This is a genomic window from Peribacillus alkalitolerans (assembly GCF_010882125.1).
In the GTDB taxonomy this organism is placed as follows: Bacteria; Bacillota; Bacilli; order Bacillales; family DSM-1321; genus Bacillus_BN; species Bacillus_BN alkalitolerans.
This window is the reverse complement of sequence record NZ_JAAGVZ010000002.1, coordinates 73,251-91,766: the sequence shown is the minus strand read 5'-3', so window position 1 is coordinate 91,766 and position 18,516 is coordinate 73,251. Positions and strand designations below refer to the sequence as shown.

18 protein-coding genes are annotated in these 18,516 nt (G+C 35.0%); 13 read left to right on the top strand and 5 right to left on the bottom strand.

From position 1 onward, the window contains the following. The first annotated feature begins 396 nt into the window (after positions 1 to 396). The 3 genes from G3O09_RS02890 to G3O09_RS02880 all read left to right on the top strand — a co-directional run bounded on the left by G3O09_RS02890 (position 397) and on the right by G3O09_RS02880 (position 2,707). The gene (locus G3O09_RS02890; RefSeq protein ID WP_163099910.1) at positions 397 to 678 is read left to right on the top strand and encodes a hypothetical protein; all 282 of its coding nucleotides are present in this window, start codon (positions 397 to 399) and stop codon (positions 676 to 678) included. A gap of 230 nt (positions 679 to 908) precedes the next feature. Continuing rightward, a complete protein-coding gene (locus G3O09_RS02885; RefSeq protein WP_163099908.1) occupies positions 909 to 2,030 on the top strand; it encodes an NAD(P)/FAD-dependent oxidoreductase in 1,122 nt (373 codons plus the stop codon). A 317-nt stretch (positions 2,031 to 2,347) separates the two neighbouring features. Then, the gene (locus tag G3O09_RS02880; RefSeq protein ID WP_163099906.1) at positions 2,348 to 2,707 is read left to right on the top strand and encodes a hypothetical protein; all 360 of its coding nucleotides are present in this window, start codon (positions 2,348 to 2,350) and stop codon (positions 2,705 to 2,707) included. 789 nt (positions 2,708 to 3,496) lie between these two features. Here the strand turns inward: G3O09_RS02880 and G3O09_RS02875 are convergent. Further along, the gene (locus tag G3O09_RS02875) at positions 3,497 to 6,178 is read right to left on the bottom strand and encodes a tetratricopeptide repeat protein (protein WP_163099904.1); all 2,682 of its coding nucleotides are present in this window, start codon (positions 6,176 to 6,178) and stop codon (positions 3,497 to 3,499) included. Positions 6,179 to 6,569: 391 nt separating this feature from the next. Between G3O09_RS02875 and G3O09_RS02870 the strand changes: the two genes are divergently transcribed. Both G3O09_RS02870 and G3O09_RS02865 read left to right on the top strand, forming a co-directional pair. Then, on the top strand, positions 6,570 to 7,289 hold the full coding sequence (locus tag G3O09_RS02870; protein WP_163099902.1) for a YebC/PmpR family DNA-binding transcriptional regulator: 720 nt from the start codon (positions 6,570 to 6,572) through the stop codon (positions 7,287 to 7,289). An 83-nt stretch (positions 7,290 to 7,372) separates the two neighbouring features. Further along, positions 7,373 to 7,681, top strand: a complete 309-nt coding sequence (locus G3O09_RS02865; protein ID WP_163099900.1) for an MTH1187 family thiamine-binding protein — start codon at positions 7,373 to 7,375, stop codon at positions 7,679 to 7,681. 42 nt (positions 7,682 to 7,723) lie between these two features. Here the strand turns inward: G3O09_RS02865 and G3O09_RS02860 are convergent, their stop codons facing one another. Beyond that, complete coding sequence (locus G3O09_RS02860) at positions 7,724 to 8,920, bottom strand: DHH family phosphoesterase (protein WP_163099898.1); 1,197 nt, start codon at positions 8,918 to 8,920, stop codon at positions 7,724 to 7,726. Positions 8,921 to 9,059: 139 nt separating this feature from the next. Here G3O09_RS02860 and G3O09_RS02855 point away from each other — a divergent pair, with 139 nt between their 5' ends. Together G3O09_RS02855 and G3O09_RS02850 are read left to right on the top strand one after the other, a co-directional pair. After that, the gene (locus G3O09_RS02855; protein WP_163099896.1) at positions 9,060 to 9,224 is read left to right on the top strand and encodes a YfhD family protein; all 165 of its coding nucleotides are present in this window, start codon (positions 9,060 to 9,062) and stop codon (positions 9,222 to 9,224) included. Between the two features lie 195 nt (positions 9,225 to 9,419). Further along, complete coding sequence (locus G3O09_RS02850) at positions 9,420 to 9,854, top strand: DMT family transporter (RefSeq protein ID WP_163099894.1); 435 nt, start codon at positions 9,420 to 9,422, stop codon at positions 9,852 to 9,854. A gap of 179 nt (positions 9,855 to 10,033) precedes the next feature. Here the strand turns inward: G3O09_RS02850 and G3O09_RS02845 are convergent, their stop codons facing one another. After that, positions 10,034 to 11,302: an ATP-binding protein gene (locus G3O09_RS02845; RefSeq protein WP_163099893.1), complete on the bottom strand. Its 1,269-nt coding sequence runs from the start codon at positions 11,300 to 11,302 to the stop codon at positions 10,034 to 10,036. Between the two features lie 239 nt (positions 11,303 to 11,541). Between G3O09_RS02845 and G3O09_RS02840 the strand changes: the two genes are divergently transcribed. After that, entirely contained in the window at positions 11,542 to 11,964 is a 423-nt protein-coding gene (locus tag G3O09_RS02840) for an Lrp/AsnC family transcriptional regulator (protein ID WP_163099892.1), read from the top strand. Positions 11,965 to 12,108: 144 nt separating this feature from the next. Then, complete coding sequence (locus G3O09_RS02835) at positions 12,109 to 12,648, top strand: cysteine hydrolase family protein (RefSeq protein WP_163100257.1); 540 nt, start codon at positions 12,109 to 12,111, stop codon at positions 12,646 to 12,648. Between the two features lie 97 nt (positions 12,649 to 12,745). On the opposite strand, the gene safA is transcribed toward G3O09_RS02835, so the two are convergent. Further along, on the bottom strand, positions 12,746 to 13,357 hold the full coding sequence (gene safA / locus G3O09_RS02830; protein ID WP_163099891.1) for a SafA/ExsA family spore coat assembly protein: 612 nt from the start codon (positions 13,355 to 13,357) through the stop codon (positions 12,746 to 12,748). A 263-nt stretch (positions 13,358 to 13,620) separates the two neighbouring features. Here safA and G3O09_RS02825 point away from each other — a divergent pair, with 263 nt between their 5' ends. Beyond that, a complete protein-coding gene (locus G3O09_RS02825) occupies positions 13,621 to 14,184 on the top strand; it encodes a maltose acetyltransferase domain-containing protein (RefSeq protein ID WP_163099889.1) in 564 nt (187 codons plus the stop codon). 65 nt (positions 14,185 to 14,249) lie between these two features. Here G3O09_RS02825 and G3O09_RS02820 read toward each other — a convergent pair whose 3' ends face one another. Further along, a complete protein-coding gene (locus G3O09_RS02820) occupies positions 14,250 to 14,891 on the bottom strand; it encodes a Spo0E family sporulation regulatory protein-aspartic acid phosphatase (protein WP_163099887.1) in 642 nt (213 codons plus the stop codon). 445 nt (positions 14,892 to 15,336) lie between these two features. On the opposite strand from G3O09_RS02820, the gene G3O09_RS22930 reads away from it, so the two are divergent. From G3O09_RS22930 to G3O09_RS02805, 3 genes are all read left to right on the top strand, one after another. Then, positions 15,337 to 15,567 (top strand): hypothetical protein, encoded by a 231-nt coding sequence (locus tag G3O09_RS22930; protein ID WP_205439590.1) that lies wholly within the window; start codon positions 15,337 to 15,339, stop codon positions 15,565 to 15,567. A 136-nt stretch (positions 15,568 to 15,703) separates the two neighbouring features. After that, entirely contained in the window at positions 15,704 to 16,219 is a 516-nt protein-coding gene (locus tag G3O09_RS02810) for a DUF3189 family protein (RefSeq protein WP_163099885.1), read from the top strand. A 263-nt stretch (positions 16,220 to 16,482) separates the two neighbouring features. Next, the gene (locus G3O09_RS02805; protein WP_163099883.1) at positions 16,483 to 17,751 is read left to right on the top strand and encodes an ATP-binding protein; all 1,269 of its coding nucleotides are present in this window, start codon (positions 16,483 to 16,485) and stop codon (positions 17,749 to 17,751) included. Positions 17,752 to 18,516: the final 765 nt, after the last annotated feature.

The window sequence follows — 18,516 nt, the reverse complement described above, 5'->3', positions numbered from 1 at the left end:
TTTATAGATGATCACTACCTTCAAGAAGCCTATGGATCCGAGTGGATTTGGCTAAAAAAAGAAAATATATAATGGACATAGAACTCTGTTATAACGGATATTCAAATTGCTAATACTATAAGCATGAAAAAAATCTTATCAATAATTCCGTTAGTAATCATCGTTGTTCTTTGTTTAGTGGCCGGCATTTTTGGTTTTTATATTGATTTTGGAAGTAAGTTATTTAAATAGGGCCATTTATATATTAAACGAGTAGGTAATTAATAATAATATTGTTATGTAAACTAAATTCAAAAATAACTATCAAGGAATTAAGAGCAAGAACACATTCAACCTCGCACTTGCAAAACTGACAGTTAACCTGTATCTTTTATGAGGTTGAGGGAGTGAGATTGAATGTTTTTCTTATTTTTATGTTTACTATTAGGAGGGCTATTTTTTGATTTTATTCGAAAATACATCTTCCGAATTAAAGATCCAACGATTGAGGAAGTTTGGGTAGAATTGGATAAGGAAGAGTGGTATAAAACTCTTCTTCAAAATCCTAAAAATGATTCCTTTATTGAATATGAGAAAAAACATGGTTTATTAAGTGACCCATATTATGTACGGAAAATTATTGAAAATGAAGGTCATAGGGAAGGTTTTATCCATTATTTGACAGAAAAGAACAAATGATATAAAAAAGATGTGCTGTATTTAGTAGCACATCTTTTTGCATTCAATCCGTTATGGAACAGTCCCTACATTAAGAAAACCTAGTTTAATCACAAACTAAAGTTGAAATCATTTAGAAAAAAAGTATAAACTCATTTGTAATGCATTCCTATATTACAATTCGTTGTGTCTAATTTACATGTCTTATATAATAACTGAATAAATTATAAAAATAGAAAAAGGTGTATATAATGAAATCTTTCATTGTAGTCGGAGCAGGAATCCTAGGTGCATCTACTGCATACCACTTAGCAAAAAACGGTGCAAAAGTTACCCTAGTTGATCGAAAGGATAAGGGGCAAGCAACGGATGCTGCGGCGGGAATCATTTGTCCTTGGGTTTCTCAGCGCCGTAATAAAGCATGGTATCAACTGGCGAAGGGTGGAGCAAAATACTATCCAACCTTAATAAAAGAATTGGAATCTGTGGGGGAATCCGACACGGGATATGACCAGGTAGGAGCGATTTGCCTTCATTCCGAAGAAGAGAAACTAGATAAATTGGAAGAAAGAGCAAACAAACGTCGCGATGATGCACCTGAAATCGGAGAAATCACTCGTTTGTCCGCAAGTGAAACCCAGGCCTTATTTCCTCCACTATCTGATCGCTATAGCTCTGTTCATATTAGTGGGGCTGGTCGAGTAAATGGAAGAGCAGTCAGAACATCTTTGATTAGAGTGGCCATCAACTATGGGGTCCATTTGATAAATGGTGATGCAAAACTGGTTTTTACAAACAATATCGTAAATGGAATTGAGGTAAATGGAAAAATAGTTGAAGCCGATCAGGTAATTGTTACTGCAGGGGCTTGGTCTAAAGAATTATTAGAGCCTTTAGGTATCTCATTTTTGGTCACTCCGCAAAAAGCTCAAATCATTCACCTTGGATTGCCTGGTTTCGAAACAAGTAAATGGCCAGTAGTTATGCCTCCAAATGACCAATATCTTTTATCTTTTGAGGACGGTCGAGTTGTGGTGGGAGCAACCCATGAAAATGATGTTGGCTTTGATCACAGAGTGACAGCAGGAGGTGTCCTTGAAGTTCTTAAAAAGGCACTAGCAATAGCCCCTGGATTGGCCAATGGAACGCTTCTTGAAACGAGGGTAGGTTACCGCCCATTTACTCCTGGATTTCTCCCAGTGATTGGGGAATTACCAAATTTCAAAGGCATATTAGTAGCCAATGGGCTCGGAGCCTCAGGTTTGACTTGTGGTCCATATGTAGGGGCTGAACTTGCAAAACTTGTACTTGGTCATTCCACAGAGATCAATATAAATAATTACGATGTAAAAGAAGCAATTTCAACTAAATAATTACCAACAAGCAGAGAATGATACCTAACTCTGCTTGTTTTTTTCTCTATGAAAGTATAAATCGTATGGAAGAATGTGATTAGTAAAAAGCAAGGTATTAGCGCACCTAGTTATCTGTCTTCGCCCGTAAGGCTTGCCAATCGGCGAATTTACATGGTCCTGTCAATCCTTTACTACAATTATTTCAAGCACTTAATCATAATTAAAATAGAACGTAATCTAATCGAAAACCTCCTGTAATCAAAGCTCAGTATAATTAAAAAGGGGAACGAGCATACATAATGTCCTAAAATATTAGAGAGATAAGGGGAGTTTCTATGGAATCATACATAAAAAAGTCATTAGAAGAATGGAAAGAAGAAGTTTCAGAGTTATTAGGCGAAATAGACAAGGAATATCAAAAAGTAAAACAAGAACTGAAGTTATATACGTACAAGTATGGAATCACCAAACAAGTGATACAATCCACATTAAATGACGAACTGATTGAGACCATACGGGAACAGTACCATAAGCCTTTTGAGGAAAAATATCATGACTTAATGGGCGAAATAAAAGATTTAGAAGAAAAACGTAAAGTATTCCAAATGTTTGTAACAAAGATTGATGAAGTCAGTCGGAAAGAAGATTCAAAACAATCACCATACATACCTAACGTATTACAAACAAGTGGATGAAGAAAAGAGACCGTTCAATATTACGGTCTCTTCAGACTGTAGTCAAACTCGAAGAATTTCGGGTTAGCCTACAGTCCTTTTTCTTTTACAATGAAAGAAGTTATCTAAGAATTAGAGAAGTTGATTGCAGCAAAGGCCGAACGCTTTCCGCGGGCGTGGCTTGAGCCTCCTCCTTCGCTACGCTCGTGCGGGATCTCAAGTCTCACGCTTTCCCTGCAGGAGTCGTCGCCCTCCGCTCCAATCAACGGTGTTTGTATATAATTTTGTGGTGATAAGCGACAATGACGAAAAATCAAATCAATGGACGAGAACAATTAGAAATGCTGGCTATTGAACAACTTGTTCCTCAAGACCACTTAGTCCGATGCGTTGGACAACCCTAAGAGGATTAATAAAATTGTCCTTGCAGGTGATGTTTATGTTTGCATCCATGAATTTATAGAGAATGGCAACTTGGACATGGAAAGTTGCTTGAGGATGATTTATAAAGATTAATGAACAGGTTTTTAAGTTGATTTTTCAAGGACACTGGTTGATTGGAGCGGAAGGCGCTTGACTCCTGGGGGATTAGCGTTACAGGCGAGACCCCGCAGGAGCGGTAGCGACGAGGAGGCTCGGCGAACGCCCCCCGGAAAGCAAGCGCCTGGAGCGGAAATCAACCTTTTCGCCTACCATACATATCAAAAATGACAAAAGGTATCGAGAGAGCGTACTCTCGATACCTTTTGTCGACAATCTGATGAGACCGTTCAATATTACGGTCTCTTTTATTTGTATTATATGTTATTTTTAATTCGTTTCAAGCATAAACCGAGATTGGCGAAGCCTAATCTTAAATAGTGTTATCGGATCTTCAAATTGGTGGGGATTTTTTCTCATTTCGCTAAGCTGTTTTTTATTTTTTTCAATTTCTTGTTTTGCTTCTTTCTCATTCGCTATCAATACATTGGTTGGTTCTCTAAATGAAATTGAAATATCTCGTTCTAGTGATTGTTCAAAAAGTTCAAATTTTTGAAGGAACTTATTTGTAATAAGTACCGCAATATTATGATAATCTTCCGTTTCAACAAATTTTTTATACTTGTTATAAAGGACAGATTGGTTTTGGGAAATCGCACTAAAAAGCTTTCCTGCACTTTTCAAAAGGACTTGAGAAGGAGTGTGTCGAAGGAGTATCTTCACTTTTTCCATATGGACACTTGTCGTTAGTCGATCTGCATCTCTTCTCCAATCATCTAGTATTTTAAAGTCACTATTAAGCTTCAATCGGTCTTCCTTATACAGATTATTAAACCCTTCGGCCATATCATTAAGGAAATACTGGCTTCCAGTTAAATCTTCTTTTGCTCCCTCAATCCACTCATGTAATAATCGATAAGTTTCAGGTAGGATGGTCGTTTGTAAATAAAATTGAACTCGATTGTTCATTTCATCATTTAATTCTAGATGAATATTACCAAAATTACTTTCTTCCTTAATAATGTCAGAACAATCACGGATTAGTTTAGGTATCTCTTCTATCAATTTTTGTTTTATTTCATCCTTGATTGAATAATATGAAGACGAAATCCTATTAACATGGTCTTTTTCCAAATCTTTTACCTGGTTAATGGCACCGTTTAATTTACCGACCATCTCTTCATTCCATTGAATGGATTTTTCTAGGTTGTCTTCAACCACCATTCGATTCCGCACCAGTTCCTTAAGGGTATTTCCAACAACTTTGAATATCTTCAATGTGCGATATTCTTCCATCCCATCCATCGATAGGGAAGCTTGGATTGTATCACCTAAATGATGCAGCCCTTGTGTAGTTGGATGGAGTGATGAATGCTTAATAACACTTGCAGAAGGGAAAAATTCTCTCACAGTTAAGGCAGCAACCTCATTGTTCCCAACATACGTTTGTTCATGTATCGTATTAAGAACAAAATGTATTGGGAGATTAGGAGAGATTTCTTGAATCCTAACTAATAACTCATATTCTTCTTCTGTGAAAGGAGCACCTGCATCCATTACAAATAAAAGACTGTCTGCTAATTGGAATTCATCTAAGCTATCATTATCATTGGGATTATAGATAAATGAAAGATTATATCGATTCAAGAATGAATTTGGAAGTTTTACTTCCATAATGCTACGACGGTCTGAATCCTCAAATGAAGATAAAGATGTTGTACCTTTATCGTTAATTTCATGGATGGCAAATTCATCATTATCTTTAATCGTCCATCCAAGTGAATTTATGCTCTCTTTAATGAATGATTCACCAATAATTGAGTTAATGAATGCGGCCTTTGCAAATTCAGAGGTACCTGCAACTACGATACGTCGATTCTCAAGTTCTAGAAGTTCACGAACATGCCAGTTTTGCTTGAAGCTTACATTCAAATCCTGTTTTGAAGCCCATGAAACGATTGAATCAAATAACTCCAATGAGTTATCTAGCATATTAGGGAAAATACTATTAGACTCCTTAATATGAAGTGTAGCTTCCTCAATGACTGCTTCATTTAAACTTCCAGGAAATATTTCATCCCATGATAAAGCAGCCGAACTAGCAAATAGGGCCGAAATAGAATCCGAAATATGAACCCAGGCCGACAATAAATTCGGAATTACATTGGTTAGTTCTTTAATATAATAACCACCTGTGAGGAAATGGAAATATGATTCCTCATATAAGGAAGATAAGGCAGGCATGGATTTTCCTTGTATATCCTCAAGGTTGCTTAAAATCCATGCATTAAATTCTATAATCCATGCTTTATAATTCTCTTGTCCCTTATAACTATTCCACAGGGAAGTGGCCATATTTTCGAAAAGGACTTCATCTAAATGAAATAGATTCGTCAAAGCATCAGAGAAATAGGAGGGTGTAAACGAACATGTATATCCACAATCTATATAGTTCTTTAAAACCTCAAACCAATGAAGAGATTGAGTTCGTATTGCTTCTTGTAAAGCCAGATCGACTGCACTTTTCCAGTCCTCATGTTCTTCAAAAAATGCACGCGCCAATTTTGTTACATTTGGATAATCAGGGTTTGACTGGACTGCTTTTTTAATAACCCCGTCAGCAAGTTTGATTTTCTCTATGTCTATGTATAATGAGAATAACTGTAGTGCTACTTCAGAGTTTAATGTACTTGATTCTGAAGTAATCGATTTGTACAATTCCTCTGCAGTCGAAAGAAGCTCAAGCTCCATATATGCATCTGCCATATTTTTTTGTGCCCAAGAGGCAAGTTCATTGTTGATATTTTCCCATTTAAAAATCGCAGATTCATAATCCTTGAAAAGGAAGTAAATTTCCCCTTGTGCAAACCGAATTGACGAAAGCTCAGGCAGGTCATTTTGGTTTTCATCAAAATATTTTTCTCCTAGTATTTGCACTGGGTGTCGAGAATCACTTTCCTCTAATAATGTTTCATAATATCTTTTATTAATTAAATGATTATCTAAAGTCATGTCGATCCCCCGATGTTTGATTTTCACATAGTTAAGAATAGGGCTACAACAATTCTACGAATATCTTCCCGTTTCCATCCATGTATTTTAACAAAGTTCCATTATGAAGAGGATTTCAATTTACTTTCAATTTGGATACAAAATGATTACTCCTTGTAATAATAGTGGTATAGTTTTCCATATTTTTATCTGTTTTATTACTAAGAGGTACAAAATGATAGAGTCTAAAAATGTATCAACTACGGTTGAGAATCTCTATTTAGATGATTAAACACTTAACAAACTTTGTATTTGCGGTATAATATTATCGAATGTATGAATGCCATCTCCAAACTATGGGGATATTGCAATTTACATATTGTAGATATAATGTTGAAAGCGAGTGTTAATAATGGGCCGCAAATGGAACAATATTAAAGAAAAAAAAGCGTCAAAGGACGCTAATACGAGTCGTGTTTATTCTAAGTTCGCACTTGAAATTTATGTAGCAGCAAAGCAAGGTGAACCAAATCCTGAATCAAACCAGGCATTAAAATTCGTACTAGAGCGTGCTAAGACGTATAATGTACCAAGAATGATCATTGATCGCGCAATTGATAAAGCAAAAGGCGGATCCGATGAAAACTACGCTGAGCTTCGTTATGAAGGATTTGGACCGAATGGCTCCATGGTGATTGTTGATGCACTGACAAATAACGTAAACCGTACAGCGTCTAACGTTCGTGCAGCATTTGGTAAAAATGGTGGGAACATGGGAGTAAGTGGTTCTGTATCCTACATGTTCGATGCAACTGCTGTTTTTGGAATTGAAGGGAAAACAGCTGAGGAAGCCCTTGAAATTTTAATGGAAGCAGATTTAGATGTACGTGACATTCTGGAAGAAGATGAAGTAGTCATTATTTATGCAGAGCCGGAACAGTTCCATGCAGTACAAGAGGCATTTAAAAATGTCGGAATTATAGATTTTACTGTAGCAGAAATAACTATGCTTGCACAAAATGAAATTACACTTTCCGAAGATGCACAGGTTCAGTTTGAAAAATTAATTGATGCATTAGAGGATTTGGAAGATGTACAGCGTGTTTACCATAATGTCGAATTAGGTGAATAACTTTTAGAGCAGACCTATTTGTTTATAGGTCTGTTTATTTAGCCTCCATAAAGTTTTACTAATTAAAAGAAAGTGGTGCTATTATGGCAATTGTTGATATAACCATTATCCCCATTGGAACAGAGACTACAAGCGTTAGTGATTATGTAGCGGAGATTCAAAAGGTATTAAAATCATACCAGGAAGAAAAAGGAATAGAGTTTCAACTTACTCCCATGAGTACAATTATTGAAGGTGAGCTTCCTGTATTATTTGAAACAGTCCAAGCACTTCATGAAGTAGTATTTAATAAAGGAATCATGCGAATAGCAACAAATATCCGTATTGATGACCGAAGAGATAAAAAGTCCAATATGAAAAGCAAGCTTGATAGTGTATATAATAAAATGTAAGAAATAAGGGCCGGATCACGAATTGATCGGCCCTTTGCATTGTTAATGTTTAATTTGAAGTTTATTATATTCTTCATCTTCCATTAACCAAGAATTGTAATGTCTTTTCACATATATTTCTGCCTTTTCGAAAGTGGGAAAGACCTCCTTCATCCAATCTTTTTTGTGTAGAATTTTCCATTCATTATCCTTTTGAAGATGAATGCTCGTTACTTCCTTATCATGATTCATGTAAAACGTTCCATGAGGATTTACTTTCGTGTTTTGGCTGTTATCATGAGCATCTTGCTTTCGGGGCCAAATTTCAAAGGCAGGGGTAACAAAATGCTCAAACCCTTCTTTTGTCAGAGTCCCACCAGATGCTTTTGGATGTCCGCCCCCACCATACTGTTTCGCAAATAATGAAACATTTACCTGGTCATGGATGGTACGGAAACCAACTCGTTTTGTACCAATATTAATCAAAACAATTAGATCTAAGTGCGGATTATTTCGGTTTAATTCATTTCCCAATTCTGATTGGTGGTTTTCTGCATGGACGATTCCAATTCGGTATCTTCCTTTTGATTCCTTGGTGGAATACTCATGCCACGTTTCAACCATCTGCCTTTGTTTCCTCCGAATATAGGCATTTCTCCGATCTTCTTCCATTGTCAGAATTGCCGTTTCAATATCATTAAAAGCAAAATTAGGATCATTCTGCAGTCTAACTTGGATTTTATTTTCAAATTCCCCTGGTGGAAGTAGGTAAAATAAATCATTCAGTCGCTTTGCATCGATGTTATCATTTTCAAACCATTCCCACGTATCGTATTGCCTTACAAGTTCCACATATTCCTTAAGGGCACCCCTATCATTTAATACACCTTTTTCAATAAGATGCTCATATAAAAGGGAAGTTGCAGAGGTGAGTTTTCCGTCATTAGATTTGTCTATTACCTTTGCCCAATTGTAGCTATTCAAATGGAATGCGGTTGCATGATGATCAATTAAATGAATTGAATGTCCAGCAACAAAATAGGTTTCAATTTTTTTGGCTACATCGTCATTCACTGCAATGTCCGTTATGTACAAAGTATGTTCGTTATCCTTATGTTCGTCTAAAAAGTGGGAGACTCTTGGATTGATCGTGTCATGCGAACAATATGTCACTTTTACGGATTCCTCTCCATAAGCGAGTCTGCAAAGCATTCCACAAGATTGTCCATCTAAATCATTGTGAGAAAAAATGTGAATCATATCCAAACCCTCCTTGTGAGATTCCAATGGTTAGTATTTGCACTTGCATATGATTTAAGACACTTTTTATTTTTCAACATAAAAAGTGTCGAACTTAACCAATACTATTATGGAACAAATATTATAAGGAGGAGTCAATATGGGAAGAGGAAACAACCACACATCTTCAAGTAACAACAAAGGTTCTTTACCCCAAACACCAAAGAACTTAAAAATTGATCCAAACCGAGTGACAGAAGAATTTTCCAATGAATTAGCTGATCATGGTGCGGCAAGAGAAGGGCTTAATAAAAAATCGAAATAGTAAGGAAGGGAAGGGAGTTTTTACTCTTTTCCCGTTTTTTTTGTCTTGATATAAATAAAATTTGATAAATGTCAAAAATCAAGACGTTTCTTTTAATAAACAGCAAACGTTTTGAAGCTATCCAATCTATTGGAATGTTATATAATGACTTTGAGGATATATCCCAGTAGAAGATATAGAAGAGGAGCAAATCGATTGAAATTTATTTTTCCAATACTTGCATTGTTAGGTGGTTTCGCTGTTGCCTTTCAAGCTCAAATTAACGGTGGATTAGGAAAAAAAGTTGGAGCTATTGAAGGGGCATTTATTTCTTTCTTAATTGGTACAGTACTATTATTTCTTCTTGTTTTATTCTTTGGTAAAGGAAATTTCCTTGCTGTACAGTCTGTTCCTAAATGGCAACTATTAGGAGGATTACTCGGAGCCTTTTATGTGACAGTAATGGTTTTCGTTGTCCCAAAAATAGGTGTTGCCCCTACATTAATAGCAGTAATTGCTGGGCAAATTATTATTGGTGCAATTCTTGACCATTTCGGACTTTTTGGAGGAGTCAAAATCCCAATTGACGGAAAGAAACTTACTGCCATCATATTGCTTTTTGTCTCACTTTATTTATTTAATCACAAATAGAAAAGTGAATTTAAATCTAATTGAATGATAACTTTATTACACAAAATGTTATGGAAAATAGAAAAGTACATATATCAATGTCTTTATTAGTTGATGTATGTACTTATTATTTTCATTTTCTGTGTAGCTCTATATTTCTCTTTGTTGCTATTAACTATATGAATCTGATTATTCGCCCATTATTTATCAACTAAAGGTACATTTATAATGAAGCAGGTTCCTTTTCCAACTTCACTTTCTACCTTAATTTCTCCTCGCATAGCTTTGACAATACTATAGATTACCATGGTGCCAAGTCCAGTTCCTTTGTCCTTTGTAGAATAAAATGGGGTACCCAACCGCTCTATTTGTTCTTCATTCATCCCTACACCTGAATCTCTGACTATTAGTTGAGCAACTCCATTTATTTTCTTTAAAGTTATCTCAATTACTCCACCAGAATCCATTGCTTCAATGCCATTTTTTATAATATTAACCATGCATTGTTGAAGCTTTTGTTTTTCTCCAGCAACATATATATCTTCTTCGTTTTGGACTTCAAATTGAACATTGTTCATGGTTGCATATGGATTTACAATTTGAATGATATAATCCAGTTGCTTATTCATCTCAAGAATCTCAATATTTTCCAAAGTTGGTTTTGCAAATGTTAAATAATCAGAAATGATGTGTTCAGCTCGATCTAATTCACCTATAGCGAAATCTATATAACGTTTTTTCTCTTCGTCAGTTAAATTAGGATCCCTCATTAATTGAATAAATCCTTTAGTAACTGTAAGAGGATTCCTAATTTCATGTGCAATACTTGCCCCCATGTCAGTAACTGTCTTTAATTTTTCAAGTTTTCTAATCTCCCTAGCAACTGCCGCATTTGATTTAGATTTTTCTATAAAATTTACGAATAATATGATAGCTATAGATTGGACTAGGAAGAAAGGGATCAAAAAGGATAAATATCTTTGGTTAACAATATCTGAGAAAAATAAAAAAACTAAAACGACTAAAAATATTAACCCTAATAATGAGGCGAGCGTAGCCAAATAGATTCTTTTTTTCATATTTACGGTTTTATTAAAAGGGGGAATTATTAACCATAATGTTATAAGGAGGAGAATATTAACCAATAATGCCCCATAAAAACCCGAACCATCTAAATGATAACGAAATCCTATAAGGATTATAAATAAAGAAATGGCAACTCTTCTTCCCCCGTATAATGATCCAATAATAAAAGGAACTTGACGCATATCAAAGATATTACCTTCAGACAAGTGGATTGGAAAACTCATAGAAAGAAGAATAGAGGTTCCAGAAATAATAATGATTAATAGTTCATTTATTAAAGGATTCAATTTTTTTTCTATTATTTTTGTATATAAAAAGAAAAAGGTAAAAACAAAAAAAGTATTTAATAAAAATGTTTGAAAATCTTCAATGAAAATACTCATTTTTTGGTCCGCCTATCATGAAACTTAATATAGAAAAAATATACTTTTAACAACATCTAGTTATAGTATTGGTAATACAGAAAAGATTAATAAAAAAATATTTATTATCTCATTAATCCCAATATTATTGGTATAATATTCCTGATATTCAATCCCTCATTATGCAAATTACAGGTATGCCAATCATGCATACACAATAATTAAAGGAATGAAACTAAATCATGTAGGGAGATGGTAATATGGATGAGGTAGATAAGAAGATTCTTTTAGAATTGCAATTGAACGGAAGAAAAACGATGACTGAATTAGGCAAAGTCGTTGGTTTAACTGCCCCAGCAGCCACCGAACGAGTCAAAAAGTTAGAAGACCGTGGGGTCATCAAGAATTATACGATTACCGTCGATCCACATAAACTTGATAAAATAATCTCAGCCTATATTCTGTTTGATACTGAAAGATGCAAACAGTTTGTTGAATTTTGCAAAGGATACCCTGATGTTGTTGAATGTCACAGATTAGCAGGGAAGTACAGTTATTTAGTAAAGCTAGTTACTTCATCCGTTCAATCACTCGAGCAGTTTATTGACTCAACCATGCAATACGGAAAATCCTCCACGTTATTGGTCCTGTCTTCACCCATTGAATCGGCTGTCATAACATAAAAAGTTCCACAGTTATCTTTTAAAGGTGAAAATTAAAAAATAACTTGATATTAAAGGTAAGGCTTCAAAACTACCTTTGTTTCATCATTAAGTCTTCTTTTGTGGTGATGTACAATGAAATCATCCAAAGGGGGAATCAGAATGATGAATAAATTACCAAATAATACAGCCTTAATTATCATTGATGTTCAAAAATTCTTTAACGAGCCACGGTGGGGGAATAGAAATAATCCGCAAGCAGAAGAAAATATTTCTTCATTATTAGAACAATGGAGAGCGACTAATCGCCCCATATTCCACATTCAGCACGTTGAAGGCACTTACAAACCGGCGCATGATTTTAAAGATTTAGTAAAGCCATTACCTGAAGAGCCAGTCATCCGGAAAGTGGTCAATAGCTCATTTATTGGAACCAATTTAGAATGCAGTTTAAGAGAGCGTCAAATTGAAACTGTAGTAATAGTTGGATTAACCACCAATCATTGTGTTGAAACGACGACCAGAATGTCAGGAAATCTAGGATTTAATACGTATTTAGTTACAGACGCTACAGCAACATTTGATAGAAAAGGACCAGATGGAACCATTTATAGCGCAGATACCATTCATAATATGACGATGGTCAATCTGAATGAAGAATTTGCTACCATTGTTACTACCGAACAAGTTCTATTAAATTTATAAAATGAGCCATGGCTTCAAAGCAAACTCGACGAAAATATTGTTAGTTTAACAAATAGTTACAATAGAAAAAGGCAGCTAAATGCTGCCTTTTTGTTCTTTATTTACTGATGAATTGTTGTGTCCAGTAGTGGCCATATGATCCACCCTTAGCATATCCTACTCCAATGGTAGTAAAATTCTTGCTAAGAATATTTGCTTTATGACCAGGGCTGTTCATCCAGGCAGTCATTACAGCTTGAGCGGTTGTTTGTCCTGCTGCGATATTCTCACCTGCATAACTATAACTAATTCCAAATGACTTCATCATTTGAAAAGGTGTTCCGTAAGTTGGGCTATTGTGATCAAAATAATTTTTGTCTCTCATATCCTCTGATTTATAACGAGCAACTCTAGCAAGCTCCCAATCAGACTTTAATGCAGGTAGACCAACTTTTGCTCTTTCTTGGTTTACCAAGCTTACTACCTGTTGTTCAACAGTTTGGTTCGCAGTAGAAGTAGAAGGTATATTAATAGATTGACCAACATTAATCATATTCGGGTTACTAAGTTGTGGATTCGCTTTAATTAGTTCAGTAACCCCAACCTGATTCTTGACGGCAATCTTCCATAATGTATCACCGCTAACTACTTTATATGTCCCCGCACCTAATGCCATAGATGGGAATAGAAGTGTAAATGCTAAAACTGATGATAATACTATTTTCTTCATTTTTATCCTCCCTATAAAAATAGTAGTAATTAAACTAGCCTCATTTATTTTGCAATAAAATAGACTATGAGTACATGACCAATATTAGGAAGCTATTAAATGAATTATCTGTAAAGTTACAAAACTTATAAAAACTCATTGTAAAAAGTTGTTATCTTCCATAGGAGGAACTATTTACATCTGAAATAGGACCATATCAGAGAATGATAGGATAAATAGCTGAAATAATATATCATGTAATGAAAGGTATTGGAGGGTTAATCATGAGTAAAACAGAAAAAGAAAAGATGTTGCACGGGGATTTGTATAATGCTGCGGACCCTCAATTGGTCAACGATCGTGAAAACGCACGCAGATTAACAAGAATATACAATCAAACTACAGAATCAGAAATTCAGAAACGGACAGAGCTTTTGAAAGGACTCTTCGGAACAACAGGTAAAAATATATTCGTTGAACCTACATTCCGTTGTGATTATGGATACAATATCCATGTTGGAGAGAATTTCTATGCTAATTTTGATTGTGTCATATTAGATGTCTGTGAAGTTCAGATTGGGGATAATTGCTTTATAGCTCCTGGTGTACATATATATACAGCTACTCATCCTCTGCATCCAGTCGAACGAATTTCTGGTAAAGAATTTGGGAAACCCGTCACAATTGGCGATAATGTTTGGATTGGTGGAAGAGCTGTCATCAACCCTGGAGTTAAAATTGGGAACAATGTTGTTATTGCTTCTGGAGCAGTAGTGACAAAGGATGTATCCGATGATGTGGTTGTTGGTGGAAATCCTGCACGTATAATCAAGCAAATCGAAATTTGAAAATACAAAAAAAAGCCGTTGATCCTTACTCAAAGGATCAACGGCTTTTTACTTTTGAAAAAAGATTATATAACAATTTTAAAATGTCCGCCTTGTTCTATGTTCGTTATTGATAGTTTAAGGTGATTATTATACTTTTTTGCGAGGCCTTTTACAATTCCGTGATTAAAAGACGTTGGATAATGTGGAGTATGGCAAAATAATTGTATTTCATTTTTAATGATTGATTCAGGCAAATACTCTCCAATATAAACATTCGATTTATGGTTTAAATAATAGATATGATTTAAGTTAAGTATTGAATGATAGAAGGTATCAATATCATCTGGATAAATGCATTTTTCTGGAACAAATTCACCCATATGTTCAACGGCATCCCATCCATACTTTTTAGATATGGAGTCGAGTAATAAATGAACTAAATCAATTTTATACCAAGTATCGTTCTTGATAATGATCTTTTCAAGTATGTATGACAGGTCAAATTTTTCTTTAGCGGATACAGCTAATATATTTTCGATTGCGTTTGCATGAACACTTGATTTTGAATAGTCCAATTTAACATTCTTACTTGTCATTCTTGATTGAAAATTTAACAATTTATTTAGATGCTCGCTCATTAAGACCGTCTTTTGGGCACTTAAATCATTTAAATCCGATATCTCATATAATTGTGAACGAAACCTTTCAATAACCTCATTTATCATACTAAATCTTCCTTTTATTCTACTTCGTGTTTACCTTCCATTTTAGCATTAACTTACATTTTTATTAATTTTTTCTTTTAAAAAAGGGTTTTTCCGTAAACTTTGTTGCTATTTTACAATAGAGTAGATGATTTCCGTTCCAGGATAGCTGTCTGCGGGGTGGGCGGTGAGACTCCTCGGCGCTATCCGCCTGTGGGGTCTCAGCTGTCCCACTGTTCCCGAACAATCCGCGGTAAATGAGCATCTTTTATAGGGCCCTTCGCAAAAGAATACAATATTATGGCACTTTGATGCAGACCTTGCTGTCAGACATAAGTACCCAGCAGTCAATCCTATCCATTCAACATCTTCTGTATTAGAGGGTTCTCATTTAGAACAAAATCACATTTCCGTACAACAAAGAGCCCAGAAGCTGATACGTCGTTATCGAGAATTACGATCCATTGTGATTGTCAAAGGGATAACTGGTATCCCAACGAATGAGGTGCAAACCTATAAACGCGGTGAACGCTTGGAAGCATATCTTACGCAACCTTTTTATGTAGCAGAAGCTTTTACAGGGAAAAAAGGGGCATCCGTTAACTTAGCTGATACCATCAATGATATACGGAAAATATTAGATGGAGTTACAGATTCAAAAGAGGTAGAGGAATTAACTTTCATCGGGAATATTTGAAATTGATTTTGTATATAAAACTTGGCCCTATAAAAAACTGTGGTGGCCTCTTTTTTTCAGCCCATAAATACATAAAATTTCCTCATTTGGATATAGTAATAGAAAAATTTGAAACTATCTATTGATGGAGGCAACGATGATTTACATATATAATGACTTTGGCGGTACTCATACTTCTGCAATTGCAGCAGCCTACCATTTAAATCTGATAAAGCCATCTAGCAAAACAATGACAAAGGAAGAAATTTTGGCAATCCCTTATTTTAATAAATTATCGAAGAAAGATGCGGGAAAAATGATATTTCATGGGAAAGACGAAGATGATAATCCTGTATATACAATTGGAATTAGATATTCTAAGCTTGTCGTCCCAGCCCTTTCCAACTTCAGTTTAATTTTAAAGGATAGAGAACAACTGAATGAAAAGATCATCTTCTCAAGTACTTCCCCAACGGTTCCACTTGCTATGACGTTAGGGGGATTTTTCTCCAGTGGATTGAAAATAGATTTTATTGGAGTTCCTTTACTCGTTATGGGAGCAAAACAATGTTATAGACATATTTTTCAATTAGTAGATGAAACAAAACAAATTGCTAAAGAAAAATCCAATCAAAGGATAATCATTTTGGACAATAAAAAGTTTCAAGCTTAACTATGAAAAGTTTCACTATATAGTTTTTCCCCTTACATGAAATATTCGCCAATGCGAGATGGAGCAAAAATATATCTCCTACAAAAGCACCAATTTTTATAGAATACATCCTAAAACCGCGATATTCTGATAGCGGTTTCTTTTTTTGTGTTTATAGATGAATCTTTCTCTGGTAGAATTTTAAAAACAAGGGTATTACAACCAGTTAGACTAGAAAGCATTATTCTATTTCAAAATAGTTAAAATTCCAGGAGATCTTAAAAATGAAGAAGAGTAATAAATTTCTAATTTTGTATATTTTGATTAACTGTATTTTTATTTTCACTTCAGAGGCGATAATACATAAATTCATCCCACCTGACTATATCCGTTTAGGTGAATTAGGTATAGGTATCTTTCTTGTTTTGGTAACTGCCACTCTTTTCTATCTTTTATTAAAAAGAATGGAACGGATGATTCATTTTAGGAAAGATGAACAACGTTTGTCTACTCTAATTAATTCAATGGTTGATTTTGTATGTTTTAAAGATGGGGATGGTAGATGGATAGAAACGAATACATATGGATTAAGGTTATTCCAAATCGAACATGTTGATTATAAAGGGAAAACAGATGCAGATTTAGCAGAGTATACTGATTTCTATAGTGAGGCACTCCTATACTGTGTAGGATCCGATGAAGAGGCTTGGAATAACGGAACCGTAACCCGTTGCGAAGAAACCATACCGCTTCCTGGAGGTGGTACCAAAACATTTGATACGATTAAGCAACCTTTATTCAATCAGGATGGGAGCAGAAAAGGGTTAATCGTTATTGGCAGGGACATAACAGACAAAAAATTGGCTGAGGAACGATTACTACGTACCGAGAAACTTTCTGTAATCGGCGAATTAGCAGCAAGTGTGGGGCACGAAATAAGAAATCCTCTAACTTCATTAAAGGGATTTACACAATTAATGAAATCCCAAGACAGTAAAAATGAGTTCTACTATGAAATCATGTTGAATGAGTTGGATCGGATAAATGATATTGTTGGTGAACTATTAATACTGGCAAAACCTCAAGTTGTACAATTCTGCAATAAAAATATTGCCAAAACTCTTCAAGACGTTGTCTCCCTTTTAGAAATTGAAGCAAATATGCTGAACATCCAAATGAATTATGAAAATATTGGAGATTGTTTTATAGATTGTGAGGAAAACCAATTAAAGCAATTATTCATTAATATTATAAGAAATGGTATGGAAGCGGCAGGGGAAAAAGGCACTGTAAAAATTAATCTAAAAAGAAAAGATAATGCCAGAGTTTTAATCACAGTGGAGGATAATGGCCCTGGCATACCAGAAGACTTCATGGCAAGACTTGGAGAGCCATTTTACAGTTCAAAAGAAAAAGGCACTGGCCTTGGACTAACCGCAAGTTTTAAAATAGTTGAACAACATTATGGGGTAATGAAATTTGAGAGTGATCCTGATAGTGGCACAATAGTTAATATTGAATTACCAATCATGATTCAAAAGAAAATTTCGTAATAGTAGAGAGCTCATGTCAAATTTATGACATGAGCTCTTTTCTATTTGCTTTGTTAAAAGTGGATTCTTTACTCTGTAGATTGAAGTGGACGGCGCGAGACCCCTTGAAAATGCATTCGTATTTCCTTCAGACGGTGTTTATTCGAGATGCTGTTTCAATGTCTCTTCGGGAAAAGCAGGTCAAGGGAGACCCCAGGCTCGTTATGATACGAGGAGGCTACCGGACCCGCCCTCGGAAAAGGAGCGCCACTCGTTGCATTCAACAGGCTAGTTTATTAGAGCATCCCTGCTAATAAAAATTCAGACCATGGCGCATGAAAATACATGTGATGCCTTAGGTTGTTTTTAGGCTAAGCCCCAAAAAAGGAATCAACACTAGCATTTGAATGAAATTAAGAACTTTTAACTCCATTCATTACTCCGTTATACTTTTTCAACTTCATTTCTGCCTTTAAACCTAATATTCTGTATGATATTTAATTGTTTTTTAGAAGGACCCCATTTCAATTATCGAAACTGGAAAAATACATTCGAAACCAGGAAAAATACAATCGATACGGCAAAAATACATTCGAAAATCCACAAATATCGATTTTTCGACAATTCCAATCCCATCCTTAACAAGAATTCATCCATTGGTTAGATCAATTTCATCATTAGGTTATGGATGTCAGTCACTTCTAGAAGTGACTGGAATTTAATAACGGGTGCTCATCCATAATGATTAAATCTGTGTTTGTAAAATGATTAAATTCCTCCCATGAA

Excerpts from the sequence above, each read along its gene's own strand:
- G3O09_RS02890 (WP_163099910.1), top strand. The coding sequence starts at position 397 with ATGTTTTTCTTATTTTTATGTTTACTATTAGGAGGGCTATTTTTTGAT.
- G3O09_RS02885 (WP_163099908.1), top strand. The coding sequence starts at position 909 with ATGAAATCTTTCATTGTAGTCGGAGCAGGAATCCTAGGTGCATCTACT.
- G3O09_RS02880 (WP_163099906.1), top strand. The coding sequence starts at position 2,348 with ATGGAATCATACATAAAAAAGTCATTAGAAGAATGGAAAGAAGAAGTT.
- G3O09_RS02875 (WP_163099904.1), bottom strand. The coding sequence starts at position 6,178 with ATGACTTTAGATAATCATTTAATTAATAAAAGATATTATGAAACATTA.
- G3O09_RS02870 (WP_163099902.1), top strand. The coding sequence starts at position 6,570 with ATGGGCCGCAAATGGAACAATATTAAAGAAAAAAAAGCGTCAAAGGAC.
- G3O09_RS02865 (WP_163099900.1), top strand. The coding sequence starts at position 7,373 with ATGGCAATTGTTGATATAACCATTATCCCCATTGGAACAGAGACTACA.
- G3O09_RS02860 (WP_163099898.1), bottom strand. The coding sequence starts at position 8,920 with ATGATTCACATTTTTTCTCACAATGATTTAGATGGACAATCTTGTGGA.
- G3O09_RS02855 (WP_163099896.1), top strand. The coding sequence starts at position 9,060 with ATGGGAAGAGGAAACAACCACACATCTTCAAGTAACAACAAAGGTTCT.
- G3O09_RS02845 (WP_163099893.1), bottom strand. The coding sequence starts at position 11,302 with ATGAGTATTTTCATTGAAGATTTTCAAACATTTTTATTAAATACTTTT.
- G3O09_RS02840 (WP_163099892.1), top strand. The coding sequence starts at position 11,542 with ATGGATGAGGTAGATAAGAAGATTCTTTTAGAATTGCAATTGAACGGA.
- G3O09_RS02835 (WP_163100257.1), top strand. The coding sequence starts at position 12,109 with ATGAATAAATTACCAAATAATACAGCCTTAATTATCATTGATGTTCAA.
- safA (WP_163099891.1), bottom strand. The coding sequence starts at position 13,357 with ATGAAGAAAATAGTATTATCATCAGTTTTAGCATTTACACTTCTATTC.
- G3O09_RS02825 (WP_163099889.1), top strand. The coding sequence starts at position 13,621 with ATGAGTAAAACAGAAAAAGAAAAGATGTTGCACGGGGATTTGTATAAT.
- G3O09_RS02820 (WP_163099887.1), bottom strand. The coding sequence starts at position 14,891 with ATGATAAATGAGGTTATTGAAAGGTTTCGTTCACAATTATATGAGATA.
- G3O09_RS02810 (WP_163099885.1), top strand. The coding sequence starts at position 15,704 with ATGATTTACATATATAATGACTTTGGCGGTACTCATACTTCTGCAATT.
- G3O09_RS02805 (WP_163099883.1), top strand. The coding sequence starts at position 16,483 with ATGAAGAAGAGTAATAAATTTCTAATTTTGTATATTTTGATTAACTGT.